Genomic DNA, 11,052 nt, shown 5'->3' on the forward strand with positions numbered 1-11,052 from the left:
CGCTCAGGTTCGATTCCCTGCACTTTGGCAGAATCAGGGGGTGAACACCCTCGACCCTACCCATCCACTCGCCGCCGGACGCACCGCATCCAGTCGCCTCGTCCGCGCATACCAAGGGGAACGGCAGGCGGTGACACCCGTCTGGTTCATGCGCCAGGCAGGTCGATCGCTCCCCGAGTACCGCGAGCTGCGGGTCGGCACCCGGATGCTCGACGCCTGCCTCGACCCTGCGCTCGCCAGCGAGATCACGCTGCAGCCCGTTCGTCGTCACGGCGTCGACGCCGGCATCTTCTTCAGCGACATCGTCATCCCGCTGCGCCTCGCCGGCGTGGATGTGGACATCGTGCCCGGCAAGGGACCCGTGCTCGGCAGCCCGGTCCGCACGGCGGAGGACGTGGACAGGCTCACCGCCGTCGACCCCGCCTCCCTCGACGCCGAGGTGTTCGCCCCGATCGCCGAGGCCGTGCGCATCACCATCGCCGAGCTGGGGGACACCCCGCTGATCGGCTTCGCGGGGGCCCCGTTCACGCTCGCCGCGTACCTGGTCGAGGGCGGCCCGTCGAAGGACCACATCCGGGCACGCACGCTGATGCATGCCGATCCGGCAGCGTGGGCGAAGCTCATGGCCTGGACGGCGGACATCACCGGCGCCTTCCTCCGCGCGCAGGTGCTCGCCGGTGCGAGCGCAGCGCAGCTGTTCGACTCGTGGGCAGGCTCGCTGTCGCTGCAGGACTACACGGAGCACGTCGCCCCCGCGTCCACCAGGGCGCTGTCGCACGTGCGCGACCTGACGTACGACGTGCCTGCGGCCGACGGGGCGGAGGACGCGCAGACCCGCAACGTCCCGATCGTCCACTTCGGTGTCGGCACGGGCGAGCTGCTGAAGGCGATGCACGAGGTCGGGGCGGACGTGGTCGGCGTCGACTACCGCATCCCGCTGGACGAGGCGAGCCGTCGTCTGGGCCATGTCGTCCCCATCCAGGGCAACATCGACCCCGCCGTGCTCGACGCACCGTGGGAGGTGCTCGAAGCCCACGTCGTGGACGTACTGGAGCGGGGAGTGGATGCGCCGTCGCACGTCCTCAACCTCGGCCACGGCGTGCCGCCGGAGACCGACCCCGCCGTGCTCACTCGCCTGGTCGAGTTCGTCCACAGCCGATGAACGCCGCGCAGGGCGACGACCTCCGCGACGACCTCCGCAGCGTCGTCGAGGCTCCACCGACCCGCATCGTGGTGATCGGCGGCGGCATGGCCGGCCTGGTCGCTGCGCGGGACTGCGCGCGGCCGGGCTTCTCCGTCACCCTGCTGGAGGCGTCTGACGCGTTCGGCGGCTCCGTCGCCGCCCTCGACGTCGGCGGCATCACGGTCGACGCGGGCGCGGAGAGCTTCGCCACCCGCGGAGGACACGTCGCCGCGCTGATCGAGGAGCTCGGCCTGTCCGGCGACGTCGTCCAGCCCAACCCGGCGGGCGCGTGGGTGCGCTACGGGTCGCGCACCGTGCCGCTGCCCAAGGCCGGGCTGCTCGGCATCCCCAGTTCGCCTCTCGCCAGCGACGTCGTCGCCGCGATCGGCTGGGGCGGCGCGCTCCGCGCATACCTCGACCGGCTGATGCCGGTGCTCACCATCGGCAAGGAGAAGCGCCTCGGCACACTCGTGCGCAAGCGCATGGGCGCGAAGGTGCTCGACCGCCTCGTCGCCCCGGTGGCGACCGGCGTGTACTCGGCCCAGCCGGACGACCTCGACGTGGATGTGGTCGCTCCCGGACTCAACAACGCCCTCACCCGGCTCGGCTCGCTCTCCGGAGCGGTCGGCGAGCTGCGCGCGAACGCGAAGGCGGGCAGCGCCGTCGGCGGCATCGACGGCGGGATGTGGCGCCTCCCCGCCGCGCTGGCCTCCGCCATCGCGGAGCACGGCGGCGTGCTGCGGACAGGAGCGCAGGTGGTCTCCGTCGAGCCGTGGGTCGCCCCAGACCCGGAGTCCGCGGAGACGGACGATACGACCCGGCAGGGCGCAGACCCGGCCCAGACCGACGCTGCCGCCGAAGCAGCCGACGCCCTCCCCGCTCGCTGGACCGTCCGCCTCGCCGACGGCGAAGAGCTGCCGGCCGACGCGGTGATCCTCGCGACCCCGGCCCCCGCGGCCCTCGCCCTGCTGGCGACGGCGTCGCCCGAGCTCGCGCGGCTCTCCGAGCTCGACTGGCCGCCTGCATCCAGTGTCGAACTGGTGACGCTCGTCCTCACCGACCAACGCCTCTCCTCCGCCCCGCGCGGCACGGGAGTCCTCGTCTCCGACGCCGAGCGCTCCGACGTGTCCGCGAAGGCCATGACGCACTCGACGGCGAAGTGGGCCTGGCTCGCCCAAGCGGTCGGCGCAGGCAGGCACGTCGTGCGCCTCTCCTACGGGCGGGCTGGCACGTCGTCGGAGACCGCAGGACTCGACGACGCGGCGCTGCGTGCGCTCGCCGTGTCCGACGCATCCACCCTGCTGGACATTCCGCTCACGGAATCCGAGGTCGCCGCCTTCGCCCGCACCCGCTGGACGAACGCGCTCCCGTACGCCGCGCTCGGCGAGGGGGCGCGCATCGCAGCGGTCCGCGAGGCCGCGGATGCCGTCGAGGGGCTGGAGGTCACCGGCTCGTGGCTGACCGGCACCGGGCTCGCCTCCGTGGTCCCGGATGCGCGCCATTCGGCCGAGCGCGCCAGGGGGCTACGCTGGAAGGCACTGACCGAGAACCTTTGACGAACGGGGTGCGCAATGCGCGGAAAGCTTCTCTTCATCGCGGGCGCTGGCGTGGGCTACGTCCTCGGCACGCGTGCCGGACGTAAGCGCTACGAGCAGATCAAGGCGGCCGCCGCCAAGGTCTGGGAGTCCGACGGCATCCAGAAGCAGGTGCACGCGGTCGAGGATTTCGTGGCCGCGAAGGCCGGTGAGGTTCCCGGCGCGGTGATCGACAGCGCGAAGAAGCTCATCGTGCAGGCCAACCAGCGCCGCCAGGAGTCGAAGGCGCCCGTTCCCGCACCGGCCGCGGAGGCCGCACTGAAGGCGGCGGACGGCTCAGCACCGGATGCCGATCGGGTTTGAGTGAAGCAGGAGTACGGTGACCGATATGACTGACGACGAACGCGCACGCTCGCGATCGCTGTTCGCGCTGATCGCCGACCTCCCGCGGCTGCTCATCGAGCTGCTGAAGGCCGAACTCGCCCATCTGAAGGCGGAGTTCGCCGAGAAGGCGAAATATGCCGGTGTCGGCATAGGCCTGATGGTCGTGGCCGCCGGGTTCGGCTTCTTCGCACTCGGCACCCTCGTGGCCGCCGCCGTCCTGGGCCTGGCCGTCGTGCTGCCCGGCTGGCTGGCCGCGCTGATCGTGTTCGTGGCGCTGCTGCTGCTGGCGGGCATCCTGGTGCTGATCGGGGTGCAGTCGTTCAAGAAGATGAACGGTGTCGCTCCGAGCCAGACGATCGACAGCATCAAGGAGGACACCGAGGCGTTCAAGGGGATGGGCAAGTATGACAACTGACACCAGCGACGTGCAGCGGGCCCGCAACGAACTCGCGGCCACCCTCGACGCGATCGAATACAAGCTCAACGTCCCCAAGCGCACGGCAGAGCGCATCGAGCGGCTGCGCACGGACAACCCCCTCGCGCTGGTCGGCATCGCCGTGGCCGCCGCAGCGGCGGTCGCAGGGGTGGTCTGGCTGATCGTCCGCTCCGTCACCAAGTGACGGGACGGGACGCATCCGGCTCTCACAGGGCTGTTTTGGCTCTCACAGGTTTGGGAGGGAGACTGTGAGGTATGACTAACCCGGCTGCCGCACCGGCAGATTCGAGCACCCCCAACGAAACACCGGCAACACACGAAGACGCTGACGCCGTCACCCCCAGCGGCTACACGCTCTGGGCCGTCCTGCGTCGCGACCCGTCCCGCCCGGACGACCTCGACGGCACAGACGTGCCCCGGGCGGTCCGAGAGCTCGAGGGCGTGATCGCCGACCTCGAACTGCAGAACGTGACGACCCGCGGTCTCTACGACGTCTCCGGCCTCCGCGCCGACGCCGACGTCATGATCTGGATCCACGGCCCGGAGGCGCACACCCTGCAGTGGGCGCTCCGCCAGCTGCGCCGCACTCAGCTCCTCAAGGCTCTCCTCCCCACCTGGAACGCCATGGGCGTGCACCGGGATGCGGAATTCAACAAATCGCACGTCCCCGGCTTCCTCCGCGGCAAGGAGCCGAAGGAGTGGCTGACGGTCTACCCGTTCGTGCGCAGCTACGAGTGGTACCTGCTGCCCGACGAGGAGCGCGGCCGGATGCTCTCCGAGCACGGACGCAAGGGTGCGGCGTTCCGCTCCGTCCTCGCAAACACGGTGGCGTCGTTCGCCCTCGGAGACTACGAGTGGATCCTGCCGCTCGAGTCCGACGAGCTGACCGACCTCGTCGACCTCATGCGCGACCTGCGCCAGACGGATGCGCGCCTGCACGTCCGCGAAGAAGTCCCGTTCTTCACCGGCCGTCGCGTGCAGCCCGCCGAGCTCGTGGAGGTGCTCCAGTGACCGACGTCGACACCACCGCCCGCGTCCTCGGTGCGACGCCGGCAGCGGCCTCCGGCCCCGAGCACGTGACCGAGCCCGTCGCCTACGACGCGATCCTGCTCGCCGGCTTCGGCGGTCCGGAGGGACAGGACGACGTCATCCCGTTCCTCCGCAACGTCACGCGTGGCCGCGGCATCCCGGAGGAGCGCCTCGAAGAGGTCGCCCACCACTACCGCCACTTCGGCGGCGTGAGCCCGATCAACGACCAGAACCGCGAACTCAAGGCGGCGCTGGAAGCCGAGCTGGCATCCCGCGGCATCGACCTGCCCGTGCTGTGGGGCAACCGCAACTGGGACCCGTACCTCAAGGACGCCCTCACCGAGGCGAACGAGCGCGGGCTGACGAAGATCATCGCCATCGCCACCAGCGCGTACTCGTCGTATTCGAGCTGCCGCCAGTACCGCGAGGACTTCGCGATGGCGCTCGAGGAGACCGGCCTCGAAGGCGTCATCGAGATCGACAAGGTGCGCCAGTTCTTCGACCACCCCGGTTTCGTCGAGCCGTTCATCGAGGGCGTGCGCAACGGCCTGGCCGAGATCGAGCAGAAGGTGCCGGGCATCGACCCGGCCACCGAGGTGGAGATCCTGTTCTCGACCCACTCCATCCCCTCGGTGGATGCGGCCAAGTCCGGCCCTGCCTCCCGCGGGTTCGGCGAGGGCGGCGCGTACGCGGCGCAGCACCTGGCCGTGGCGGAGGTCGTCGCCCAGGCGGCGACGGACGGCGTCGTGAAGTGGCAGCTGGTCTACCAGTCGCGCTCCGGCCCTCCGTCGATGCCGTGGCTGGAGCCGGACATCAACGACGCCATCGCCGAACTCCCGGCCAAGGGCATCCGTGCGGTCATCATCGTGCCCCTCGGGTTCGTCAGCGACCACATGGAGGTCCTGTGGGATCTCGACAACGAGGCGATGGAGTCCAGCGAGGAGAACGGCCTCGTCGCCGTCCGCGTCCCGACCCCCGGCACCCACCACAAGTACGTCTCCGGTCTCGTCGACCTGGTGCTCGAACGCCGGGACGGCGTGCCCGTCGACCAGCGTCCGGCCATGACCTCGATCGGTCCCTGGTACGACGTCTGCCGTCCAGGGTGCTGCGAGAACGCCAGGCTCGGCTTCAAGCCGGCCGCCGCGGGGCTCGCGCCGTGACCGGCACGGTGAGCCGCGCATCCGGAGCTGTCGAGCGGCGTGACGGCGTGCTCCGCGTCGGCACCCGCGGCAGCGCTCTCGCCGTGGCGCAGACCACGGTCGTCGCAAACGCCATCGCCAAGGCGACCGGCCGCGACGTGGAGCTGATCACCGTGACCACCCACGGCGACACCTCCAGGGACTCGCTCTCGGAACTGGGCGGCACCGGCGTGTTCGCCAGTGCCCTCCGGGATGCGCTGCTCGCCGACGAGTGCGACCTCATCGTCCACTCGCTCAAAGACCTCCCGACCTCGCCCGTCGCCGGCCTCGTCATCGGCGCTGTGCCCAAGCGGGCAGACGCGCGCGACACCCTGTGCGCCCGCGACGGCCTCACGCTCGAGACGCTTCCCGACGGCGCCCGCGTCGGCACGGGTTCGCCGCGCCGCGTCGCCCAGTTGAAGGCCAGGCGCCCGGACCTCGACGTCGTGGACATCCGCGGCAACGTCGACACCAGGCTGGGCCGCGTCGCCGACGGTGACCTCGACGCCGTCGTGCTCGCCGCCGCCGGTCTCGCCCGGCTCGGCCGCTCCGAGGCCGTCACCGACTTCTTCGCACTGTCGACCGTTCCGACGGCGCCCGGACAGGGCGCTCTCGCCATCGAGGTCCGCGCGGGAGACGAGAAGGCCCAGGGCCCGATCGCCAAGGCCCTCTCCGCCGTCGACCACGTCACGACGCGCGCCTGCGTGACCGCGGAGCGACACGTCCTCGCCGGACTCGAGGCAGGATGCGCCGCACCGATCGGCGCGACCGCTATCGTGGACGACGGATTGCTCTTCCTCACCGCCACGGTCTACCGGCCGGACGGCTCGGAGCAGCTGACCGCATCCCATGCCGCCACCCCGGAATCGATGAGCGCACGCCACCTCGACGAGGCGGCACGCGACGTCGGCCAACGGGTGGTGGACGAACTGCTCGGCGCGGGGGCCGCCGACCTTGCACCGCTCGGGAGCACGCGATGACCACCCCTTCCGCTTCACCCAAACCGCTCGCCGGCTGGCGCGTCCTCGTGCCGCGCGGCGGGCCGTGGGGTGACTCGGTGGCCGCCGATCTGCGGTCCAAGGGTGCGTCCCCGATCGTCGCGGCCATGATCAACTTCGCGCCGACCGCCGATGCGCCCGCGCTCGAAGCGGCGCTCGCCCGGCTGGCGGCGGGCGAGTTCGACTGGATGACGGTCACCAGCGCCACGACGGTGGATGTGCTCAGCGCGCAGCGCGCCGTCGTCCCGCCGTCGACCAGGGTCGCCGCCGTCGGAGAGACCACGGCGGCCGCTCTCGCCGCCGCCGGCTACAAGGTCGACCTCGTCCCCTCCGAGGACAACTCGGCCCGCGGTCTGCTCGAGGAGTGGGAGGCCGCCACCGCCGGCATCGTTCCGCTCCGCGTGCTGACGCTGCGCTCTGAGATCGCGAAGCCGCTCCTCACCGAGGGCCTGAAGCGCATCGGCCACGACGTCGAATCCGTGGTCGCCTACCGAACCATCGGCGTCCCGGTGCCGGAGAACGTGGTGCGGGATGTGGCCGACGGGCTCGTGCAGGCCATCCTCGTCACCTCCGGATCGGTCGCCGAGCAGGTGCAGCAGCAGCTCGGCCCCATCCCCGAATCGACCCTGGTGGCCGCGATCGGCCCGCAGACCGCCCGCGACGCCCGCGCCTTCGGCCTCCGCGTCGACGTGATCGCCGCCGAGCGCACCGCCACCTCCCTCATCGAGTCCCTCGTCGACGCCGCCCACGCCTCCGAATAGCTTCTGCGCCCTGGGGCGCCCTCCGAAAGCTGGGAGGGGGCTCAGACGCGGGCGCGTAGGCTTGTGACGTGAGTGACGTGACGCATCCTGTTGTCCGACCACGACGCCTCCGGCAGTCTCCTGCCCTGCGCCGTCTGACCTCCGAGACCCGGCTCCATCCCGGCGAACTCATCCTTCCGATGTTCGTACGCGAGGGGATCGGCGAGGCTCTGCCCATCCAGTCGATGCCCGGCGTCGTGCAGCACAGCATCGACTCCCTCAAGCGTGCAGCCACCGAGGCGGCCGAGGCAGGCGTCGGCGGCGTGATGCTCTTCGGAGTGCCGGAGACCCGGGATGCGACCGGCTCGGCCGCGACAGACCCGAACGGCATCCTCAACGTCGCCACCACCGCGCTGGCCGCCGAGGTGGGAGACGCACTGGTCGTGCAGACCGACCTCTGCCTCGACGAGTTCACCGACCACGGCCACTGCGGCGTCCTGGATGCACAGGGCCGCGTCGACAACGACGCCACCCTCCTCCGCTACCGCGACATGGCCGTCGCGCAGGCCGACGCCGGCTCGCAGCTGCTCGGCCTCAGCGGCATGATGGACGGCCAGGTCGCCGCCGTGCGCGACGCGCTCGACGGGGCGGGGCACACCGACACCGTCATCCTCGCCTACGCGGCCAAGTACGCCTCCGCCTTCTACGGCCCGTTCCGCGAGGCCGTCGACTCCCAGCTGTCCGGCGACCGCCGCGCATACCAGCAGGACCCGGCCAACCGCCGCGAGGGCCTGCGCGAGGCGCGCCTCGACCTGGAGGAGGGCGCGGACATCCTGATGGTGAAGCCGGCTCTCAGCTACCTCGACGTCCTGAGCGACGTCGCCGCGATCAGCGACGTCCCCGTGTGGGCGTACCAGGTGTCCGGCGAGTACGCGATGGTCGAGGCCGCCGCAGCGAACGGCTGGGTCGACCGCCGCCGCATCGTCGAGGAGACGCTGATCGGCGCCCGCCGGGCCGGAGCAGATGCCGTCATGACCTACTGGGCCACCGAGGTCGCGAGGTGGCTGCGATGAGCGACCTGGATGCCCTGGCGGACGGCGCAGCCATCGGCGACGTGAACCTCGCGCAGTTCGAGCGCGCCCAGCGGGTGATCCCCGGCGGTGTGAACTCGCCGGTGCGCGCCTTCCGCTCGGTCGGCGGCACCCCGCGGTTCATGGTGTCGGCGAGCGGTCCGTACATCACGGATGCGGAGGGCCGCGAGTACGTGGACCTCGTCGCGTCGTGGGGTCCCGCGATCCTGGGGCACGCGCATCCCGAGGTGGTCGCCGCTGTGCAGGCCGCCGCTGCGCGTGGGCTGTCGTTCGGCGCATCCACTCCGGCGGAGACCGAGCTGGCGGAAGCGGTGCTCGCCCGCGTGCCGTTCGTGGAGAAGCTGCGGCTCGTCTCGACCGGCACGGAAGCGACCATGACCGCGATCCGGCTCGCCCGCGGCTTCACCGGCCGCCCGCTGCTGATCAAGTTCGCCGGGCACTACCACGGCCACTCGGACAGCCTGCTCGCCGAGGCCGGCTCCGGCCTGGCGACGCTGGCGCTGCCCGGCTCGGCCGGGGTCACCGAGGCGACGGCCGCGCAGACACTCGTGCTGCCGTACAACGACCTGGATGCGGTCCGCGCCGTTTTCGAGACGCACGGCCCGGACATCGCGGCCGTCATCACGGAGGCCGCCGCAGCGAACATGGGTGTCGTCCCACCGGACGCGGGCTTCAACGCAGCACTCGCCGACATCGCCCACGAGTTCGGCGCGCTGCTGATCCTGGATGAGGTGCTCACCGGCTTCCGCGTGAGTGACGCCGGATTCTGGGGACTGGACCGCGGGTACACGCCCGATCTGGTCACGTTCGGCAAGGTCATCGGCGGAGGGATGCCGCTGGCTGCTCTCGGCGGTCGCGCCGAGCTGATGGACTTCCTCGCGCCGACCGGCCCGGTCTATCAGGCGGGAACGCTGTCGGGGAACCCGGTCGCGGTCGCCGCCGGGCTCACCACGCTGGCGCTCGCCGACGAGGCGGTCTACGACCGGCTCGACCGCGTGGCGGACACGGTGTCGTCCGCGGTGTCCGACGCGCTGAGCACGGCGGGCGTCGCCCACCGGGTGCAGCGGGCGGGCAACCTGTTCAGCTTCGTGTTCGGCGACTTCGCCGAGGCGCCGCGGACCTACGCCGAGGTGCAGCGCCAGGAGGCGTACCGCTACCGCGACTTCTTCCACGCGATGCTCGACGCCGGCGTCTCCCTTCCGCCGAGCGTCTTCGAGGCCTGGTTCGTCACGGCCGCGCACGACGACGCGGCCGTCGACCGCATCCTCGCCGCGCTCCCGCGCGCCGCGGCTGCCGCCGCCTCCGCCCGCCCCGCCTGACCCGCGCCGGGGCCTGACCCCCGCCCGACCTGGCGAGATACCAGTAACTGTCGCGAAACGCCCGGGATGCGCGACAGTTACTGGAGTCTCGTCGCCAGGAACCGGCGCACGGGAGCCGCGACGGCGTCCGGGGCGAAGCTGTGGGTCTGGTCTTCGACCACCTCGAAGGCCGCGACGGGGATCGCCGCGGCGAGTTCGCGCGCGCCGTACTGCAGGAACGCCGGGCTCGCCCCGCCCGCCAGCGTCAGCACCGGGATGCGCACCCGCTGCACGACATCGTCGGGCACCGCACTGTCTCCCATCGCCGCGTCGTCGTACGCCAGCGTGGGGGCGATGGCCTCCATGCCCGGCCACGCGGGGGAGTGGCGCATCCCGTCGATGGCCTGTTCCGGCATCCCCACCCTGGCGAGGAACAGCGCGACGGCGTCGCCGCGGCGGCCGTCCGCCAGCGTCTCGGCGAGGTCGGCGGTGTACTGCCTGGCGGCGTCGAGCGCGGCATCCGGCATCAGCGGAGGTTCGTACAGGACGACGGCGGAGATCCGCTCCGGACCGAGTGCGGCGGCCGCTCGCAGCAGCAGCATCGCGCCGGACGACATCCCAAACGCGACCGCGGGGGCTCCCACGGCCTCGATCAGCGCGTCGATGTCCTCGATCTCCCTGTCCACCGAGAACGGCAGCGTGTCCGTGCTCCCGCCGCGCCCGCGCCTGTCGTACGCGACGGTCGTGAACGCGGCGGAGAGCTCGGGGGCGAGTTGGCTCGCCGAGCCTCCCATGGATGACATCGCGCCCTCGACCAGGATCAGTGTCGGCCCGTTGCCGACGGCCTCGTAGCCGATGGTGGTGCCATCGGCAGAACTCGCAGTGCTCATGTGCCTTCCCTCCGCATCGCTTCCTCGCAACCGGCCATCACACGTCCGCGTCGGCCGCCGCCCTCTGCACAGACTCCACGAAGGAGTATGTCGCCTCGTTCGGCCAGCCGTCGGCATCCACCAGGGCGAAAACGTCGAACGTCAGCTGGCCACCGCCGCCCGCGGGTCGCCGCAGCGTGCGCGGCGGGGCGTCGGAGGCCGCGCGGACCGTGACGGTCTGCGGGGGAGCATCCCGTCGCAGCAGCCGGGCGCGGAAGGTGGTCGTGCGGGTCACACGACCACCATCTCAC

General features: G+C 71.6%; 13 protein-coding genes. 11 read left to right on the forward strand and 2 right to left on the reverse strand.

Annotated elements, in window-relative coordinates:
• The first annotated feature begins 40 nt into the window (after positions 1-40).
• From hemE to hemL, 11 genes are all read left to right on the forward strand, one after another.
• Positions 41-1,162: a uroporphyrinogen decarboxylase gene (gene hemE / locus HF024_RS00955; protein ID WP_247597240.1), complete on the forward strand. Its 1,122-nt coding sequence runs from the start codon at positions 41-43 to the stop codon at positions 1,160-1,162.
• Positions 1,159-2,739: an FAD-dependent oxidoreductase gene (locus HF024_RS00960; RefSeq protein WP_168688348.1), complete on the forward strand. Its 1,581-nt coding sequence runs from the start codon at positions 1,159-1,161 to the stop codon at positions 2,737-2,739. Before hemE ends, HF024_RS00960 begins: the two co-directional genes overlap by 4 nt.
• Before the next feature lie 15 nt (positions 2,740-2,754).
• Positions 2,755-3,081 (forward strand): hypothetical protein, encoded by a 327-nt coding sequence (locus tag HF024_RS00965; protein WP_085367608.1) that lies wholly within the window; start codon positions 2,755-2,757, stop codon positions 3,079-3,081.
• Positions 3,082-3,106: 25 nt separating this feature from the next.
• Positions 3,107-3,517, forward strand: a complete 411-nt coding sequence (locus tag HF024_RS00970; RefSeq protein WP_168688349.1) for a phage holin family protein — start codon at positions 3,107-3,109, stop codon at positions 3,515-3,517.
• Complete coding sequence (locus tag HF024_RS00975; protein ID WP_085367610.1) at positions 3,507-3,722, forward strand: DUF3618 domain-containing protein; 216 nt, start codon at positions 3,507-3,509, stop codon at positions 3,720-3,722. Before HF024_RS00970 ends, HF024_RS00975 begins: the two co-directional genes overlap by 11 nt.
• A 71-nt stretch (positions 3,723-3,793) precedes the next feature.
• Positions 3,794-4,549 carry a hydrogen peroxide-dependent heme synthase gene (gene hemQ, locus HF024_RS00980; protein WP_085367611.1) on the forward strand — a complete coding sequence of 252 codons (756 nt, stop codon included), beginning with the start codon at positions 3,794-3,796 and terminating at the stop codon, positions 4,547-4,549.
• Complete coding sequence (locus HF024_RS00985; protein WP_168688350.1) at positions 4,546-5,727, forward strand: ferrochelatase; 1,182 nt, start codon at positions 4,546-4,548, stop codon at positions 5,725-5,727. Before hemQ ends, HF024_RS00985 begins: the two co-directional genes overlap by 4 nt.
• Positions 5,724-6,725, forward strand: a complete 1,002-nt coding sequence (gene hemC / locus HF024_RS00990) for a hydroxymethylbilane synthase (protein ID WP_085367673.1) — start codon at positions 5,724-5,726, stop codon at positions 6,723-6,725. Before HF024_RS00985 ends, hemC begins: the two co-directional genes overlap by 4 nt.
• Positions 6,722-7,504, forward strand: coding sequence for a uroporphyrinogen-III synthase (locus tag HF024_RS00995; protein ID WP_085367613.1), 783 nt, complete (start codon positions 6,722-6,724; stop codon positions 7,502-7,504). Before hemC ends, HF024_RS00995 begins: the two co-directional genes overlap by 4 nt.
• A 77-nt stretch (positions 7,505-7,581) precedes the next feature.
• Positions 7,582-8,556, forward strand: a complete 975-nt coding sequence (gene hemB / locus HF024_RS01000; protein ID WP_085367614.1) for a porphobilinogen synthase — start codon at positions 7,582-7,584, stop codon at positions 8,554-8,556.
• On the forward strand, positions 8,553-9,893 hold the full coding sequence (gene hemL, locus HF024_RS01005) for a glutamate-1-semialdehyde 2,1-aminomutase (RefSeq protein ID WP_085367674.1): 1,341 nt from the start codon (positions 8,553-8,555) through the stop codon (positions 9,891-9,893). Before hemB ends, hemL begins: the two co-directional genes overlap by 4 nt.
• Positions 9,894-9,970: 77 nt before the next feature.
• Here the strand turns inward: hemL and HF024_RS01010 are convergent, their stop codons facing one another.
• Both HF024_RS01010 and HF024_RS01015 read right to left on the reverse strand, forming a co-directional pair.
• A complete protein-coding gene (locus tag HF024_RS01010) occupies positions 9,971-10,762 on the reverse strand; it encodes an alpha/beta hydrolase (RefSeq protein WP_168688351.1) in 792 nt (263 codons plus the stop codon).
• Positions 10,763-10,799: 37 nt separating this feature from the next.
• Positions 10,800-11,036, reverse strand: a complete 237-nt coding sequence (locus HF024_RS01015) for a hypothetical protein (RefSeq protein WP_085367616.1) — start codon at positions 11,034-11,036, stop codon at positions 10,800-10,802.
• Between the last annotated feature and the right edge of the window lie 16 nt (positions 11,037-11,052).

The organism is Leifsonia sp. PS1209 (assembly GCF_012317045.1).
Lineage (GTDB): Bacteria > Actinomycetota > Actinomycetes > Actinomycetales > Microbacteriaceae > Leifsonia.

Coding starts and splice junctions, on each gene's coding strand:
- HF024_RS01010 (WP_168688351.1), bottom strand. CDS start 10,762: ATGAGCACTGCGAGTTCTGCCGATGGCACCACCATCGGCTACGAGGCC.
- HF024_RS00995 (WP_085367613.1), top strand. CDS start 6,722: ATGACCACCCCTTCCGCTTCACCCAAACCGCTCGCCGGCTGGCGCGTC.
- hemQ (WP_085367611.1), top strand. CDS start 3,794: ATGACTAACCCGGCTGCCGCACCGGCAGATTCGAGCACCCCCAACGAA.
- hemL (WP_085367674.1), top strand. CDS start 8,553: ATGAGCGACCTGGATGCCCTGGCGGACGGCGCAGCCATCGGCGACGTG.
- HF024_RS00960 (WP_168688348.1), top strand. CDS start 1,159: ATGAACGCCGCGCAGGGCGACGACCTCCGCGACGACCTCCGCAGCGTC.
- HF024_RS00965 (WP_085367608.1), top strand. CDS start 2,755: ATGCGCGGAAAGCTTCTCTTCATCGCGGGCGCTGGCGTGGGCTACGTC.
- HF024_RS00970 (WP_168688349.1), top strand. CDS start 3,107: ATGACTGACGACGAACGCGCACGCTCGCGATCGCTGTTCGCGCTGATC.
- HF024_RS00975 (WP_085367610.1), top strand. CDS start 3,507: ATGACAACTGACACCAGCGACGTGCAGCGGGCCCGCAACGAACTCGCG.